The sequence below is a fragment of the Paraburkholderia sp. J10-1 genome (assembly GCF_905220165.1).
GTDB lineage: Bacteria > Pseudomonadota > Gammaproteobacteria > Burkholderiales > Burkholderiaceae > Paraburkholderia.
Genome location: NZ_CAJMYW010000007.1, coordinates 259665 through 276048, shown reverse-complemented (window position 1 = coordinate 276048; position 16384 = coordinate 259665). Strand labels below are relative to the sequence as shown.

Sequence of the window (16384 nt, the reverse complement as noted above, 5' to 3'; positions counted from 1 at the left end):
CCCCGAGGTAATTGAATGGGGCTGTCGTGGAGAAGCAGAGTGATCGCGCAAAGTTAGTGGCGAGTGAGCGCATACGCGCCAGGCGGCGTTCGCGTTGCTAACTTTGCGCTAAGCATGCGGGTCTACCATGCGCTGCGTATCAGCAAACTGCCGGCTAACGGCGGCGACCCGTGGAGGTCGACTCATGCGTATCCTCATTGTCGAAGACGACATCGATATCGGCCAAAGCCTCATGCGCGCATTGAAGGACGCCGGCTACAGCGTGGACTGGCTGCGCGACGGCGGGAGTGCGAGGCGCGCCGTGTTCGATCACGCTTATGCGGTGGTGCTGCTCGACCTCGGGTTGCCCGGCGCCGACGGCATCGATGTGCTCACCACCATGCGCGCGAAGGGCTGCGCAGCACCTGTGCTGATCATTACGGCGCGCGACGACATCGACACACGCATTCGCAGCCTCGATCTCGGCGCCGACGACTATCTGCTCAAGCCGTTCGACACGTCGGAACTCAAGGCCCGCATTCGCGCTGTTTTGCGCAGGCGCGCGGGCGCGAGCGTTCCCGTGCTCGGCAACGCAACGCTGGGGCTCGATCTCGACCGGCGCGAGCTGACGTTTCGCGGCCGCCGCGAAATGCTGCCCGCGAGAGAGTTCGCGCTGATGGTGGCGCTGCTCGAACGGCCAGGTGCGATCCTGTCGCGCGCGCAACTCGAAGATCGCCTCTACGGCTGGGGAGAGGAAGTCGAAAGCAACGCCGTAGCGGTGCTCATTTATTCGATCAGAAAGAAGTTCGGGTACGGGGTCATTCGCAATCTGCGTGGCTTCGGCTGGACCGTCGATCTTCACGATGCATGACCGGACAACCATGGCTTTTGCCGTTGATGCAGCCAATGGATCGGGTCGTAGAGGAATCCAGAATGAAATTCAAAGCCAGATCGCTTGGCACGCAACTCGTGCTTTCGCTTGGGATCGTGCTTTCGATCTTCACCATCACGCAGGCAATCAGCTCATACGATCTCGCGCGCGTTGGCGTGAACGCCGTGCTCGACAGCCGCTTGTCGAATGTCGCGCAGCGTGTGCGCGACATGTTCGAGGACGCCATTCCGCGCCATTCAGCAGGCTCGTTGAACGCGGACGACATCGTGGTGCTGGTCTGGGAGCCCGGCCTCGAGCGGCCGGCCCGAACGACCGACAGCGCGGTCATTTTCGATCGCGACGCCGCGCCCGGCTTTTCCGATCAGATTGTCAATCGCGAGGCGTGGCGAGTCTATACCCTGGTCGCGCCCGACAATGACGTGGTCCAGGTCGCGCAACGCATATCGGTGCGCCAGCGCATGGCCGAAGCGAGTGCCTTTAGAGGGTTGCTGCCGGTGTTCATCCTGATTCCGGCCGTATGGCTCGCCGTTTATGTGTGCGTGCGCCGGTCGTTCAGGGTGCTCAAGCGGCTCGGCCAGCAGGCGCGCGCGATCGACTCTGCGCATCTCGTGCCGTTGTCGGCCCGAGGCCTGCCCGTCGAACTGATACCGTTCGTGTGTTCGATCAACCGCATGATCCGGCGTCTCGACGCTTCGATGAAACTCGAACGCGACTTTATCGCCGACGCCGCGCATGAGTTGCGCACGCCGCTCACGGCGCTCAAGCTCCAGGCCGACAACCTGGAAGGCGATATTGCGCCTTCCAGCGAGGAGCGGTTTCGGGCGCTGCGCCAGACCATCGATCGCACGAGCCAGCTTGTCGCGCAGTTGCTGCAACTTGCACGCGCGGACTCGCAGGTCGTCGAGACCGCAACGGACGAGCCCGAGGTGACGCACGTGGTGACCTCGGTCGTTGCCGACCTGTTGCCAATCGCGCGGGCCAAAGGCATCGATATCGGTGCCGGGAAATTGTCGGCGGCGAAGGTGCGGATTCCGGAGTCCGATCTGCGCGCGCTCGTGAAGAATCTTGTAGACAATGCACTGCGCTATACGCCTGAAGGGGGTTCCGTCGATTTGCGCGTCTTCGCCGTACACGGGCGCGCGCACATCGAGGTGACCGATACAGGGCCCGGCATTCCCGATGCCTTGCTCACGCGCGTATTCGACCGCTTTTTCCGCTGCAATCATGGCGTCGAGGGCAGCGGGCTTGGCCTTGCGATCGTGCGGGCCATCGTGCAGCGGCACGGCGGCACGATATCGCTGCACAACCGTCGAGATGGACAGAACGGCTTGCGCGCCGTGGTGACGTTTGCGCTCGCGGGGTGCGAGACGCCGGGACAGATCCGTGGCGGCCCGTGCGTGACCGCTTTTAGCGGGCACGTCTAGGTAGGATGCCTTAACAAAATCGATCGGCGGGAAGGTTCGGCGCAAAGAATCAGTGATGCCAGAAAAGGGAATCCTGGCGCGAACGGGTGTCGGCCGCCTGCGCATACTGGCTTTCCCATGGCAAGGTCCAGCCACTGCGCTTGCCGCCGCCCGGCCGGCGCTCGGCGCTGGCAAGCGCGAGCAGGCGCTTCGCCTCGCGGCTCGATGCGTCGACATTCACCGCATGTCCCGCGTCTTGCCGCACACAAGCCCATTGGCGCTCTTGCGCGCATTGCCGTGCCTCACCGATCAACGCGTCGCGCTGGTGCTCGCGCGCGACGAGGTCGGCTTGCATCTGCTGTGCGTCGCGGTTGCCGGGTTCGACGGCGAGCGCGCTCGTGAGCGCCCTGCGCGCGGGCCAAAGGTTGTTTCTGTCGAGACTCGCGTGTGCGCTGGCCAGATCTTTCGCGACTCCGGGGTGCGCACTTGCATAACGTGGCGCGGCGGGCGCGCGCTCGACCGCAGGCGCATTTTGCTGGACGAGGTTGCGCTGAGCTGCGTTCGCTCGCGGCAGGACGGCTGGCGGCCGGCTGATCAGCGCGGCTGGCGAGCCCGATGTGCCTGGCCTGCCAGGCGTGCCCTTCGGGCCGCTCACGGACCCCACAACCACCTGTGCGCCGAGTTTCGGCTCCCACTCGCTGCGATGCAGGAACGCATAACCGCCGAACGCGATCGCAAGCGCGCCGAAGCCTGCCCATGCATAGCGCGGCAGCCGCGAGCGCTCGGCAATGTGTGCCTCGTCGATCGATGAATATTCGCCGTCGTAGCCGCGATTGCCGCCAAGTCCGCCCGGGAGTCCCCCCAGGTTCGCGCGCAGACGCCCGGCGACCCCATGCGCACGTTCGCGTTCATCCAGCGCGCCCTCGCTCGCGGCTGCGATGCGGGCGGCCGCAGCCAGTTGATTCGCTCCGCATTGGGGGCACAGCGCTAGCGGTGCAATGAATCTCGTCCCACAGTAGGGGCACTCCGACGGACCGGGATCGTCGCGACCAGGGGCATTGAACATGGGAGCAGTGCGCTTTCGCTTCGATTGACGAATGGCCGCAAAATCGCCGCAAAATCGGTGCCTGATTTGCGCACCGATTCGAATATGGGCCAGTTCGCCGCGAAGATCAATCGGCGGATTCCGCCAGTCTGGCGGATACGGACAGGCATGGCGCCAGCACGCCGCGCCTGCCTTATTGCTTCACGCAGCCGACGATCGTGGCGATTGCAACGGCATCCAGCGTCAAGCCGACGTGCCCCGCGCGAGGCACGAGCGTAACCGGCACGTGGGCTCCGGCTTCCTCGAACGCCGCTGCGTACTCGCGGGCGAGAAAAACCTCGTCTTCGGCGCCGGCCAGCACATGCAGGGGTTGCCGCACGCCGCGTATGTCCGTGCGGTAGTTGGCGTGCGGGCGGAAATTCTGCATCAAATTGAACGAATACTGCGGTGTGAGCTGCTCGCGTACCTCGGGCGCCAGCGCATAGGCGATCGTCGGCAGATGATTGAAGGCGCGAATGCGCAGGCCGTTCAGCAAGGCGAGCACGGCGACACGCGGCAAGCCGACTGACACCCAGCCGCCGACCTCGTTGCGCGTGGTGCGCGCCTTGTGATGCAGGAAGGGCGCGAGCAGCACGTAACGATCGAACAGACGTTGACGCGTGCTGCCCGCAAAGCGCAGCGCAAAGCCGCCGCCCGCCGAGAAACCGACCAGCGTTTTCGGCAGCGCGCGCAACTCGCCCGGCAGCGCGGCGAGCAGATCCTCGAGATCGTCTTCGAGCTGGCCGATGTAGTCGATCGTGCCCTTGCGGCCCGATTCGCCATGGCCGCGGACGTCGGGCACGCAAGCCGCGTAGCCCGCGGCGGCGAACTGGCGCGCGAGCGGGTGGAGGCTCGCGCTGCTTGCCGACGATCCGTGGATGAGCACGACGCAGCCTTGCGGCGAGCCGGCAGGAGGCAGGTACGCGCGCCAGGCAAGTGACGCACCGTCTCGCGCGCTAAAACGGCGCAATGCGGGAAGGTCGGAGAAGTCGACTTCCTTGAACGGCGCGTTGATCGACTCGAGTGGCGCGGGCTGCTTCGGGCCGCCTTTCACGAGCGCAACGGCGGCAGCGGCGATAGCGGCGATCGGAACGGCTGAAGCGCTGAGAGACACGGGTGGACCTCGTGTACGCGACGGGTTGATTGTTTTGCCGGCGGTGATGATAGCCGACTTGCCGCCCGTGTCCTCTGTTATCCGAAACATGATGCGCGCCGGGTTGACACGCCGAGCGCTCAGATGAACAGGGAAATGATGCCGCCCAGCGTAATGCCTGCTGCGATCCAGCGTCCAATCGTATAGGTGTGGTTCGGGTCGGCGGGCACGTCGGGACGCTCGAGTCCTAGCGCGCCATAAACGAGCGATTTCATCGGTTGCGCGTTGGTCGGCGTAGACCCCCCGTCGCTCGTGTCGGCCGTGTCGCCGGTATCGCTGGTATCGGCCATATCGCTGACATCGGCCGCGTCCGTCGCGTCTGTCGCATCGGCCGATTCGGTCGCATCGCCCGCGTCTGTTGCATCCGTCGCTTCGCTCGCGGCAAGGTCGCTGTCCGCGCTATCGTCCGTCGATGCGGCGGCATAGCCCTGCGGCGAAATCCGCACGGCGTCGTCCTGCGATGGGGACGATGCAACGTTCGTCGAACCGTTGTTCGACTGCGTGCCGTCCTGTTCTGCCTGGTCTGAAGCCGCGCCCGCACGGAGTGTGTTCGTGTTGGCGCTGCTGCTGGCGAACTGTGTCGCCGCCCCGATTTGCATGGTCGACTCCTTTCGACTTTCTTATGTCTACATAATCGCAGGTCCGGGCGCTGAAACGCTCCACGAATAACGCAGAAAAATTCGCGATATTCCGCGGCCAATTCCTTTGCGCCGCCTGCGACAATATCGGTATCCGTAACGTCGTGCGCGCAGGCTCGCGCGACGACCGCGGGACCCCCTACCCGCAAAAAGAAGTACGCCTCGACGCCGCATGTGGATGAAGTCTTTGCGCCTCACAAGTCCCGTAACGTTCGTGAAGAGACGAGCGTGAAGCGCCCGTCACGCCGCGAGGTTTTCGAGGCGCTTTATCGCACGCATTATCTGCAAGCTCACACGCGGCTGCCCGATGCGCTGGAGCGCGATCAAAACGACGATTACGTGCAAAGCGGGGCGCAGATCGCCTGGGAGATCTGGCAGGCGGCACATTCACACGCCATCGAGCTGGCGGCGCAGCAATGTGAACGTCTTCAGCATCAGCACGACCATCAGGATTACAAAGCAATCTGCCGGATTTGTGCATGCGATATTCGCGCTCTGCAAGCGGATGCAGAGCGCGATGAAGATGTGACGTGAGTCGCCTAGGCAGGCACTGAAGGGACGAGGCGCAGGCGGTTCGCGGAACGCTTTGGATCGAGGGCGCGCGTGACTTCGGCGAGCGTGTCGCGCATGGTTCCGCGCATGGTGCCCGAGAGTTCGCCCAGTGCCGCTGCGGCGCGTCCTCGCGTGGAGGAGGCGGGGGGCGCGGCGTCAGCTTCCGGACTGCGGGTCGCACGTGCTGCGCGCGTCATGCCGGCGCGCGCGGGCGGTACGCAAATGCAGCATGCTGTGGGCTTGTGTGCGTCGCGCACGTGGCGCACGAACCGGCCGGAGCAGACGGTGCAGTTCGACAGCGTGAGCAGGCCGCCATCGAAAAAGCGCAGCAGTGTCCACGCCCGCGTGAAGCTCAGCACGCGTTCGGTCTCCGCGCTCTCGCAGTGTTCGAGATAGAGACGATACGCACGCGTGAGTGCATCGAGCCGGCTGCATTTCGCTCTGTCGGTAAGGAACAGATAGATGTTGTAGAACAGCGACGCGTGAATGTTCGGCAGCCACGTGAAATACCAGTCCGCCGAAAACGGTAGCATACCCTTGGGCGGCGAGGCGTTCTTGAGTTCCCGATAAAGCCTGATCAAACGATTGCGCGACAGTGTCAGCTCTTTTTCGAGCACAGGCATGCGTGCACCCAGCTGGATCAGCTCGATTGCACGCAGGACTTCGCGCGCTTCCTCGGTCACACTGCCTTTGTACATGACGTGGTACTCCCAGGGGCAGCCGGTGACGGCCACGATGGCCAGGCGAATGCCTGAATTTACGGGCGATTATAAAAGCGCGACAAAGAGCGTCAAGAATAATATTTGGAAAGGAGTTGAAGGAACTATAAAGAAAATGCGTCGTGGAGCCGATATTCAGGCATGGCTTGAAGCGGGAATTAAACGCCCTTTACCACCATCATTACCTGTTGTGTGTAAATGGAAAGGTCCGGTAAGAATATAAATAAAAACCGGTGAAAATATCGGTGCGCAATGCACTGAAAATCGGGAAGAATTATTACGGCGTTTTGCGCTTTTACCCTTTCAGGCTTATCTGCCGGTAAACTGCGCCCTTTCCGAACGCATGCGACGCGCGACGTTGCAGCGGCCCGCACGAAGCGCGGGTACCCTACAAAAGCTGCCGACTGATGATTTTGCCTTTCTCCGCCTACACCTCTTCGTTCGCGCAGGCGCGTAAGCGTTTGCCTGTGGCCGCGACCGGCAACTTCAACCGGAGCGACCGCGCCACGCTCGCCAACCCGCCGCGCCGCGCGCTGCTCAAGGGCACGGTGAGCCTGCTGGCGCTGAGCGGTTGCGCCAGCACGTTGCTGAGTGCGTGTGGCGGCGAATACACGGGAGGCGACGGCGCGCAGGATGCGCCGACGCCCGTCATCGGTGCGGTGGCGAACTTCCGCGATCTGGGCGGCGCTGCACCCGGCTATTCGACGAGCGACGGCGCGCATGTGCGCCGCGCCTTGATTTACCGCTCCGACGCGCTCACACCGAATGCAGCCGACGCCGCTACGCTGGAGCGCATGGCGCTTTCCAACGTCTACGATCTGCGCACGCCGGCGGAAATCGACGCGGCGCCCGACATGACGCCGAGCACGGCCACTTACCTTGCGCTCAATGTGCTGGGTACGCTCGAGCCGCCGTCGTTTGCGGGCATGCAGGCCGGCGATCTCGACGCGGCGATGCAATCGCATTGGCGCACGCTCGTGACCGGCCGCATGCAATCTTCGATTTACGGCGCGCTGCTCGAACATATCGCCGATGCACCGGGGCCGCTGCTGATCACGGGTGGGACCGGCGTGGACGTGGTGGGTTGGGCGTGCGCGCTGTTGCTGCTGATCGCAAACGTGCCGCTCGAAATCATCGTGAAGGATTTCATGCTGAGCGCCGCGTGGCGCTCGACGGGCGTAGACTCGGTCAATGTGGCGCCGCCCGTGCAGGCCAGCTATTTGCAGGCCGCGTTCGACGCGGTGCAGGGAAGCTACGGGGACCTCAACCGCTATCTCACCGTGGGGCTCGGCATTGCGTCCGAAACGGTGGATCGTCTGCGCGGCCGGCTCGTGGTCTGAGCGGCGCGCGCTGCGTAGCGCCGCTGAGCGAGCAGCTCACCGAGTCGCGAACTTACGCAGCGGCCCTTGCATCGGCCGGTAGCCCGATACGCACGCGCAGCCCGCCTTCGGGATGATTGGACAACTCGCAGCGTCCCCCTTGATTGCGCGTGAGGCGCGTCACGATGGCAAGGCCGAGCCCGCAATGGCCTTCGCCGCCGCGCGCTTCGTCAAGGCGTACGAACGGTTTGAGCGCGGCGGCCACGCGTTCGGGGGGGATGCCCGGGCCATGATCGCGCACTTCGACGATCCACTGCGCGCCTTCGCGGCGCGTGGCGATTTCCACGGGCGGCACGCCATGTTCGAGCGCGTTGTCGACGAGATTCGACACGAGCCGGTCGAGCAGCGTGCGCGGTAGCCGGAACGCCGAGCCTGCGCGCAGATCGAGCCTGAAGAGCGCCTCGTCGTCATCGCCGTCATCGGAGAAGAACTGCTCGCGCAGCAGCGCGTCGACTTCCACCTCGGGCCCCGACTCGGGCCGCTGCCGTGCGAATTCCAGAAACTGCTGAACGATATCGTTGAGCGAATCGACTTCGCGTATGAGCTGCTCGCGCTCGCGCTCCGAGCCCATCATGCTCGCGCGCAGCTTCAGGCGCGTGAGCGGCGACTTGAGATCGTGCGCGACGCCCGCGAGCATGACGGCCTGATCGTCGTCGGCTTCGTTGAGCTGCTTCATCATGCCGTTGAAAGAGCCGATGAGTTCGCGCAATTCGCGCGGCCCGTGTTGTTTGACCGGCGCGGGACGATGGCCGGTGCCGAACGCGCGCGCGGCCTGGGCCACGAGCGAAAGCGGCCGCTGCATTTGCCACATGGCGAGCAATGCGAGGAGCAGCGAGATGGCAAGCATCGAACCGAACAGCGGCAGCAGATTGCGCGCCGGCGGCAGATCGACAGGCGCGACGATCCACGTGGGCTGGCCCGCGAAGCGCACCCACAGGGCTTCGCGGTGGCGCAGGTCGGCAAGGATCTCGGTGCCGGGCGGCAGATCGCGCAGGAGTTGCTTGCGCAAGTCGGCGAGCGGCTCGCGCTTCGGAACTTCGAGCCGCACGTCGGCGGGCATGTTCCAGGTGGGCACGAGATGCACGCGCAGGGCAGGCGCGAGGTCCATTTCATTGGGAGGCGCGCCCGTCGCCGTACCGGGCGCCGCGCTTGTCGCGGCATGCAGCATGAGCAGCAGGCCGCGCTCGAAGCCTTCCACTTCGTGGCGGCGCGGCTGTGGCGCGAACACGATGAACCAGCATGCCTGAATGGCGAACAGCAGGAGCGCGGACATCAGCGCCATGCGCCCGAACAGCGTATTCAACGGATTGTTCATGCAATTACGCGTTCGTGCTATGGCCGCTGTCGTCTGCGGTGGAATTCGCAGTGGGGGCTTCGGTGTCGCCTTCGATGCCGACCCCGCTCTGCGGCACGAACACATATCCCTTGCCGCGCAGCGTCTGCACGTAACGCGGCTGTGCGGGATTGTCTTCGATCACGCGGCGCAAGCGCCACACCGGCACGTCGAGACTGCGCTCGTTAAATTCCATGCCGTCCGCGTGCAGCAGATCGTGAATCAGTACGCGCGAAAGCACGCGATAGGGATGTTCCGTGAAAATCTTCAGGAGCACGAACTCACTGCTGCGCAACGGCACGCGCTTGCCGTCGCGTTCGAGTGTGCGCGCCATGAAATCGAGCTCGAAAGCGCCGAAGCGGTAACGTTCGCGCGCCGCGGGTGCGCCTGCGGGCCCGTTGCCGCGCCTGCGCAGCACGGTCTGGATACGCAGCAGCAATTCCTGGGGATCGAAGGGCTTCGCGACATAGTCGTCGGCGCCCAGCGTAAGGCCGGCAATGCGGTCGCCCACCGCGCTACGCGCGGAGGCGAAGATCACCGGAATATCGTCGCCTTGCGCGCGCAGGGCGGCAAGGGCGCGCAGGCCGTCGGTGCGAGGCATCATGACGTCGAGTACGACGACCGATGGCCGCTCGCGCTCCAGCCGCGCGCCGAGATGCGTGCCGTCGTGAAGAACCGAGGCTTCGAAACCGTTGGCTCGAAGAAAGCCGGAGAGGAGATCGCGCACGACCGGATCGTCGTCGACGATGAGAACGTGTGGACTCATCGCCGTATTTTATTTGATATCGACAACCGGCAGAACAGCGCGCGACCGCAGATTTCTTGCCGCAGCTTACATGGCTTCTTACTTCAGGGCGACGGTGCCTTGCTCAATGGACGTTTGCGTAGCGTGCGCGTGCTCCGTCGATGCAACGGTGGCGCAGTTGAGCGCGCCCGCGTTCTGCTGTGCGCTTGCCTGTTCCGCGGGCTTTGCTGCGGCGTCGTTGGCCGCGGGATTCGCGGGCTGCACGGGCGGTGCGTCGATCGACGCCATGCCGGCCGCCTTAGCGAATGCCGAGTTCGCGCCGGCCATTTTCGCGGTCGCCGCCGAGACGTCACCGGCCGGTGCGGCTTCCTTGGGGGGCAGGCGATGAGCGTGCGCTTGCGCGAGCTTCGTCTGGCGTGCGTCGGCGGCCACGCCGCTCGGCATTTTTTGCAGATGAAGCGGCGCGTTGGCGTCGGCCGACGCGACCTTTGCGCCCGCCTTCTTCACGCTTTTCGCGTTGTCCGCAGCGGGGGCGGCCGCTGCGTTTTCGTCCTTCTGCGCGGGCGGGATGCCGTGCATTTCGAGCACGGCGTCCTGTGCCGAAGGGGCGAGGTGCTGGTCCACGACGCCTTCCTTCACGCGCTGGACGGACGCCTGCTTGCCATGCTTGAGATCGCCTTCGAGTTCGGCGATACGGCGGTCGTACCAGTCCGTCACGCACGCCTTGTCCTTGCAGTTGTGCTGGCGCCATTGCCACTGGCTCACGCGGTCGGCTTCGAGCGCGGTCGTATCGGTGGTCGCGTCGAATGCGCTGCGATAGAGCGCGGCCAGTTTGTCGTCGAGCGCGGAGAGTGTCGGATCGTTGCACACGAGGCGCTCGGACGCCGAAGCGTTGCGCGGGCAGTGAAAACTTGCAGCGTGCGCGAACGGCGAGCCAGCGAGCGACGCGAACAGCGCGATCGCAGCAGCGTTCAGGCCGCGCTTGAAGAAGGGGGCGCGACGGATTTTCGGTTCTCGATTCATGGCAGCCATGATGATGTTGAAATAGGGGAAAGACGGTAGCAGCGTGTGGCTCGTGCGGCGTCGCAAAGACGCGAGGCGCCGCAGTGAGAACCGCAGTGGGAACTGCAGTGAGAAAGATAGCGCGGCGATGAATCTGCAATGTCTTACTCAGCGGGGAGAATGCAGAAGCGCTTACTAAACATTACATGTACCGCCGCGCGCGGTAATCGCCAATGGGCGATGACGGCCTGTAGCGCGCACCCGTGCATTGAAAAGGCGTGCAATGCGGGTGTTCAGGTCCTTACCGTGCGGGAGGATTTTGAAGAAGTGGAAAGTGGCATTCAACATTGACCGATGTCCCGGCCATCGCGCGCGTCGCTTAGCAACGATCATGCGTGCTGAGTCCTGCCGGGGGCACGTCATGGTCCGCGCAGCCCATCAACGCATCGGGTATCCGCTCCCATGCCACATGAAATCGTGTCATATGTCAGCCGTGCGAGCGCACGCACGGTGAAACTCGGCGCCGCGTGTGCCGCGGCGCTCGCGCTCAACGGCTGCGCATGGACGCTCATTACCGCGGCCGATGCGACTGGCTCCGTGATTCAGGCGGGTTACGCGGTCGCGTCGAATTACTCCTCGCCTAAATTCGTGACGGGCCGGCCGGTCAATCTCAGCTCGATCTGTATCGAGAACAATCCCATGGTCACGTCGGGAGACTTCGTGCCTTCGCTGCAGCTCGTGCTCTCGCAGCGCGGCGTGACTTCGGACGTGTACGGCGCCGGAACGGAGCCGGTGAGCTGCGAAGGACGTCTCGTGTATAACGCATCGATCGAATTTGGCAAACCGACGTTCAGCGACGAAAGCCGGGCCTATCTTTCGACGATCAATCTGACGATCTTCATGCACAACCACATTGCCGTTACGGGGCGTTACGAAGTGCGCGGCCTCGGTACCGACCGTTATTCGAGTGCGGCGGTAAAGCTCAAGGGGCTGGTGGACAGCATGGTGGTCGACCAGACGCAATTGAGCAATTCATTCCAGTCCGCTTCACGCGACCAGTAAATCTGGTGGCCCGCGCGCCGCGCGGGAAAGGATTGGTAAGGCTGCGGGCCTGTACCGGCTCGTTCTCGTCCCTTACGATTTACGCATGGCAAATAATATCTTTCTCGTCGACGACGATCCGGTCGTGCGCGACGTCACGGCCGAATATCTGCAGATGCGCGGCTTCACCGTCACGACGCTGCCTTCCGTGCGTGCGATGCAGGAGCGGCTGCGCTCCGAGCGGCCGCAGGTTGTCGTGCTCGATATCATGATGCCGGAAGTGGATGGCATCAGCGCGCTGCGCGCGTTGCGCGAAAGCGGCGACGACCTGCCGGTCATCATGCTCACCGCGCGCAATGAAGTCATCGACCGCGTGCTGGGCCTCGAATTCGGCGCCGACGACTATGTTGGCAAACCGTTCGATCCGGGCGAACTGGTGGCGCGCATTCGGTCGGTCATGCGCCGGCGCAGCATTTCGAATCTCACGGGCGCGCCGGAGAGCCGCGAATCGTTTCGCTTCGGCCCTTTCGAGCTCGATTTCCGTTCGCGGGAGTTGTATCGCGATGAGGTTCGCATGCCGCTGCGGTCTAGCGAGTTCGCGTTTCTCAAGCTGTTCGTCAATCACTCGATGACGATTCTTTCACGCGAACGCATTATCGAAATCGTGTACGGGGAAGCGGGGCGGTACCGCAATCGTAGTCTCGACGTGGCGATCTGGCGCTTGCGGCGGCTGATCGAAACCGATCCTTCCGAGCCGCGCTATCTTCAGACGGTATGGGGGCACGGATACGTGTTTGTGCCCGATGGCGAAGTTGGCTTCGCCGAGCGCTTCGGCGAACATGCTCGCGAGCATGAGGGTGAAGCTGGCGGTGAGTACGCCAACGAGTTTGAAGGCGAAATGCCTGATGATGAGGAAGACTGAGCGTTTTATGCCCGGCTTCGTGACCGGTCTGACACTGTTGGCCTTTCCTTGAAACCAGGGAAAGGCCAACGCGGCCGGGAATGACCAAAAAGCTTCAGAACGTCAGCACACTAAGAAACATACGCTGCAACCAGCCAACGGTAGTCGCATCGTTGAGCAACCCGCGCCCAACCTGCTCGATCCGCGCGTTGGCGATCTTTCCCGACTCAACGTAATTATCGGCTTCCACGTCATTCGGATTGACGATCCCGGAAAGCCGCAGGCGTTGATGCTCGCCGCTCATCGCAATGATCTTCTCCCCCGAGACCACCAGATTGCCTGTAGGCGTCTTGCTGATGACCGTGACGGCCAATGTGCCGGTCATGTCGCTCGAAAGCGAGTGATTGCCGCTTCCGTTGAACGTAGTCGAAGCCGAGCCGATATTGAACAGGCGCGCGAGCCGTGCCGCCGCGCCGGTCGATTGATCGGCCGCCGTGGCCGTGATGTTGCTCTCGCGCTTGGCGGCGGCGCTCGTGAGGTCGTTGCCGCTGTACGTTTCGGAAAGCCGGATCGTGAGCACGTCGCCGATTCGCTGCGCACGCGGTGTTTCGTACAGCGAGATGGCGGTGCCCGACTGGTAGATCGCGCCGCTGGTGTTGACGTTCAGCAGCGGTTCCGCGAGCGGCGGCGTCATGGGCGTATTGACGATCGACTCCGGCGTCGCGCAGCCAGCGAGCGCAGTGGCGAGCGATGCGCACACCAATACGTACGGCAGGCCTTTCGAGCGAGTCGTGCGGCATGCGCTTGAAATTGAGGATTCCGATTGAACAAATGGCATGGCGGAGTAGTGGGTGCGAGAGTGATTCATCGGATGTGGCGAAATCGTCGGAGTGCGTCCGGGCCGCTGCCCGGCGCGTTCCGATTCAGCCTTCGTCGAACTGGCTGAGCTTGAGCGTCTTCTCGCTGCCTTTGCCGCGCAGCGTGGCGGGCTTGAGCAGGTACGTGAGCGTCGCGCGCTGGCTGTCGGGCAGCAGGCAGATGGTGATCGTGCTCGACGCGTTCTCCCACACGAGCAGCGGCAGCGAAGGTGCGCCGAGCACGCGCGGTGCACCGTAGCGCGTGGCGAGCAGGTTGCGCAAATCGAACGCCGTGGTCGAATCCACGACGAACGACATTTCATACAGACGCAGCGGGTCGCCGGCTGTGGCGTGCGCAAAGCGCAGGATATGGTCGACCGCGGGCACGCCGTCCACCACGGCTCGCGAAGGCGTCCAGCCTTGCGCCGTGTGGTGCGCCCATCGGCAGGCCACGGTAAGGCTCGTGTAGCTCTTGACTATCATGCCGATGTCGCTGCCCGCGATATCGGTTTCGCAAAGCAGCTCGCTCTCGTGTGGCGTCGCGCGCACCATGTCCGTTTGCCGCAGCGCGCTCAGCGGCGTGCCGAGTGCAATGCCGCGAAACGCGAACGGCGAGTCGTCCGGCGGTGTAACGCGCGCCCGGGTGGCCGATGCAACGGGCGCTGCGCGCCGCTTTTTCGCGGGCGCTGCCGACGGTTTTGCCGCGCTCGCCGCAGAGTCCACGCTCGCAACATTCACCGCGCTCGCAACATTCACCGCGCTCGCCGCTGCCGCAGGGGCGGGGGCCTTCGGCGCGACGTACGTTTGCACGCGCCCTTCGAAATGCGTGTCCGCATGCGCGGACGAGAGCGGCGCGGCCAGGTATGCTGCGCTCAAAATGAAAGCGATCAATGGCGCCCGTTTCATCGGCTGGACCTCGATCAGTCGACCGCCGCCGCGCAAGCGTCGAACGGCACGGCCGCCGGGTGGCCGACCAACGGCACGATCTTCAGCGTGGCCGATGCGACCCGGCATGGAAAGGCCACCACGGCACAGCCTTCGAGCGGCAGGGCGAGGCAGGCGAGGGCAACGGCCGACGCGGCGCGCACCAGATGCGTTGACAACCGTGGCGTCAGGCACATGGGCGAGCGCTGCGTCGGCGTTTCCCGTGACGGCGAAGTGGTCATGCCGAGGTATTGATGTTGTGGCCGAGCGGACCGACCGGCGCAGCCGGATGCAGGGTTTCCTGTTGCGGAAACGGGTTGCCGCCGGTGTTTCCCGTGGTGGAGTTCTTGGTGCTGCGGTTTTCGCCCGACGACGTCAACGAGGACGTGTGCGCAATACTGCTCGAACCGATAGGGCTGGTCATGATGGGCCTCCTTGGCGCAATGGAACAAAAAGAAGGGGCGCGCCGAGAGGGGGGAAGCGCGCCCCGCCTTACGCCGATCGGGGGGCAATCGGCGAGCGGCGAGGCAAATCTTCGCTTCGAGAGCGCTTGCATGAAGCAAGAATCAGCGTGGCGTTTGGCCAATCGCTTACGAGTCCTTCCAGGGGTATACGTATGTGCAAGATTGAATGGCGCACATGCAGCCGGGGGGGCGTGAATACGCGATGCTTTGAGGCGGGTCGGAGGGCGATCCTCAGGCGCGATTTGCGCACGCCGGATTGGCGTGCGCTGTCTTGGGCGGGAGAGGAAAAGAAGGTGAATTGAGTGCGAGCGCCCCCAGGCTGCTCAACTCAGCAGCCTGGGACGGTAAGCAGTGGGAAGCAGAAGGGATCACGAGGGCATCAAACGCATCAAACGCCCTTCATGCGCTCCCAGCCGTGGCGAACGGCAGCCTTGAACCGTTCCCAGCCGTTTTCCGGGTAGCGAGATTCCCAATCCGCGCGAGCATTCGGTTCAACGCCTTGCCAGTCGTGTCCGCTATACCGTTCGTCCTGCCCGAGCATTGCGCCGTGCTCGTAAGCTGCGCAATATTCTTCGTAGGACATGCCGGAGTTGGCGTAGTTGGTGTCGTAGTCTTTGCGGACTTCTGTCTCGTATGAGGCGTCGTCGATTGGCGTGCCCATGACAGGGTCGCCTACCAGGCCTCTCGTCGATGTCTGCTGTGCTCCGGCTGCGTTCGCGGTCGCTTCGGGCGCGGTTGCGGCGCGCGTGGTGACCTGCTGCATGCCGCTGACCACGGTTGGCACTGCCGAAGCATACGCAGCGCGCCGTGTCTGCGCCGCCGCCTCGGGCGACGTCGCGTGTAAATTGCCGGGCGCTCGCGTCGTGCTTCCGGAAGGCGCGATGTGCGAGGAAGCGCTGTGCCAGGCTTGGCTGCGCTCCTCGATGTCGGCGGCGCCCGCGCTGCGCATGACTTCGCGCGCGAGATTCACCTGCATTTCGGAAACGTCCGCGCTGACGACCGATCCGCCGCGGCGAACGAACTCCCGGTAATCTTCGGTTTCCGGTGGATACGCGCCGTGCGTGAAGAGCCGCGCGAACAAGCGTTCGAGTTGATCGAATACCGGTGTGTGTTGCCCAGGATCACTCAAGCCAGGCGCATACACACGCGGCCCTTTTTCTAGCGGGGCCTCGACCGACATCGAGTAAATGGCGATATCGGCCTGCGCAACGCCTGCTTCGCCTAGTGCTTTTTGCGCGGAACGTGCGCTCCCATAGCTGTCGTAGACGCCCAATACGGTTTGCCTCATGACTGTCTCCCTTCGCTTTCGACATGCGGC

The 16384-nt window shown here is 63.9% G+C and carries 19 protein-coding genes; 7 read left to right on the top strand and 12 right to left on the bottom strand.

The annotated features are described in order from the left end of the window. Positions 1-184 precede the first annotated feature (184 nt). Positions 185-850, top strand: coding sequence for a response regulator transcription factor (locus tag U5A65_RS22890; protein ID WP_321910071.1), 666 nt, complete (start codon positions 185-187; stop codon positions 848-850). Between the two features lie 62 nt (positions 851-912). After that, a complete protein-coding gene (locus U5A65_RS22885) occupies positions 913-2295 on the top strand; it encodes an ATP-binding protein (protein WP_321947541.1) in 1383 nt (460 codons plus the stop codon). A gap of 49 nt (positions 2296-2344) precedes the next feature. On the opposite strand, the gene U5A65_RS22880 is transcribed toward U5A65_RS22885, so the two are convergent. From U5A65_RS22880 to U5A65_RS22870, 3 genes are all read right to left on the bottom strand, one after another. Then, a complete protein-coding gene (locus tag U5A65_RS22880) occupies positions 2345-3340 on the bottom strand; it encodes a hypothetical protein (protein WP_321947540.1) in 996 nt (331 codons plus the stop codon). A 172-nt stretch (positions 3341-3512) separates the two neighbouring features. Then, positions 3513-4472 (bottom strand): alpha/beta hydrolase, encoded by a 960-nt coding sequence (locus U5A65_RS22875; protein ID WP_321947538.1) that lies wholly within the window; start codon positions 4470-4472, stop codon positions 3513-3515. A 119-nt stretch (positions 4473-4591) separates the two neighbouring features. Beyond that, entirely contained in the window at positions 4592-5110 is a 519-nt protein-coding gene (locus U5A65_RS22870) for a hypothetical protein (protein WP_321947536.1), read from the bottom strand. Between the two features lie 213 nt (positions 5111-5323). On the opposite strand from U5A65_RS22870, the gene U5A65_RS22865 reads away from it, so the two are divergent. Then, entirely contained in the window at positions 5324-5683 is a 360-nt protein-coding gene (locus U5A65_RS22865) for a hypothetical protein (RefSeq protein WP_321910065.1), read from the top strand. 5 nt (positions 5684-5688) lie between these two features. On the opposite strand, the gene flhC is transcribed toward U5A65_RS22865, so the two are convergent. Beyond that, positions 5689-6399: a flagellar transcriptional regulator FlhC gene (flhC, locus tag U5A65_RS22860; protein ID WP_321947534.1), complete on the bottom strand. Its 711-nt coding sequence runs from the start codon at positions 6397-6399 to the stop codon at positions 5689-5691. 49 nt (positions 6400-6448) lie between these two features. Here flhC and U5A65_RS22855 point away from each other — a divergent pair, with 49 nt between their 5' ends. Further along, a complete protein-coding gene (locus tag U5A65_RS22855; RefSeq protein WP_321910062.1) occupies positions 6449-6643 on the top strand; it encodes a hypothetical protein in 195 nt (64 codons plus the stop codon). A 184-nt stretch (positions 6644-6827) separates the two neighbouring features. Then, positions 6828-7760, top strand: a complete 933-nt coding sequence (locus U5A65_RS22850; RefSeq protein ID WP_321910060.1) for a tyrosine-protein phosphatase — start codon at positions 6828-6830, stop codon at positions 7758-7760. 52 nt (positions 7761-7812) lie between these two features. Here U5A65_RS22850 and U5A65_RS22845 read toward each other — a convergent pair whose 3' ends face one another. The 3 genes from U5A65_RS22845 to U5A65_RS22835 all read right to left on the bottom strand — a co-directional run bounded on the left by U5A65_RS22845 (position 7813) and on the right by U5A65_RS22835 (position 10900). Further along, positions 7813-9114 (bottom strand): ATP-binding protein, encoded by a 1302-nt coding sequence (locus U5A65_RS22845; protein WP_321947533.1) that lies wholly within the window; start codon positions 9112-9114, stop codon positions 7813-7815. A 4-nt stretch (positions 9115-9118) separates the two neighbouring features. After that, positions 9119-9898, bottom strand: a complete 780-nt coding sequence (locus U5A65_RS22840; protein ID WP_321910058.1) for a response regulator — start codon at positions 9896-9898, stop codon at positions 9119-9121. Between the two features lie 78 nt (positions 9899-9976). After that, on the bottom strand, positions 9977-10900 hold the full coding sequence (locus U5A65_RS22835; protein ID WP_321947531.1) for a hypothetical protein: 924 nt from the start codon (positions 10898-10900) through the stop codon (positions 9977-9979). Positions 10901-11341: 441 nt separating this feature from the next. Here U5A65_RS22835 and U5A65_RS22830 point away from each other — a divergent pair, with 441 nt between their 5' ends. Beyond that, on the top strand, positions 11342-11941 hold the full coding sequence (locus U5A65_RS22830) for a hypothetical protein (protein WP_321910055.1): 600 nt from the start codon (positions 11342-11344) through the stop codon (positions 11939-11941). Between the two features lie 85 nt (positions 11942-12026). Beyond that, positions 12027-12842 (top strand): response regulator, encoded by an 816-nt coding sequence (locus U5A65_RS22825; RefSeq protein WP_321910054.1) that lies wholly within the window; start codon positions 12027-12029, stop codon positions 12840-12842. Positions 12843-12936: 94 nt separating this feature from the next. On the opposite strand, the gene U5A65_RS22820 is transcribed toward U5A65_RS22825, so the two are convergent. From U5A65_RS22820 to U5A65_RS22800, 5 genes are all read right to left on the bottom strand, one after another. Then, on the bottom strand, positions 12937-13581 hold the full coding sequence (locus tag U5A65_RS22820; protein ID WP_321947529.1) for a flagellar basal body L-ring protein FlgH: 645 nt from the start codon (positions 13579-13581) through the stop codon (positions 12937-12939). Positions 13582-13744: 163 nt separating this feature from the next. Continuing rightward, the gene (locus tag U5A65_RS22815; RefSeq protein ID WP_321936524.1) at positions 13745-14584 is read right to left on the bottom strand and encodes a hypothetical protein; all 840 of its coding nucleotides are present in this window, start codon (positions 14582-14584) and stop codon (positions 13745-13747) included. 14 nt (positions 14585-14598) lie between these two features. Continuing rightward, entirely contained in the window at positions 14599-14781 is a 183-nt protein-coding gene (locus U5A65_RS22810) for a DUF6726 family protein (RefSeq protein ID WP_321947527.1), read from the bottom strand. Between the two features lie 59 nt (positions 14782-14840). Then, entirely contained in the window at positions 14841-15026 is a 186-nt protein-coding gene (locus tag U5A65_RS22805) for a hypothetical protein (protein ID WP_321910051.1), read from the bottom strand. A 428-nt stretch (positions 15027-15454) separates the two neighbouring features. Further along, positions 15455-16354 (bottom strand): hypothetical protein, encoded by a 900-nt coding sequence (locus tag U5A65_RS22800; RefSeq protein WP_321947525.1) that lies wholly within the window; start codon positions 16352-16354, stop codon positions 15455-15457. Positions 16355-16384 lie beyond the last annotated feature (30 nt).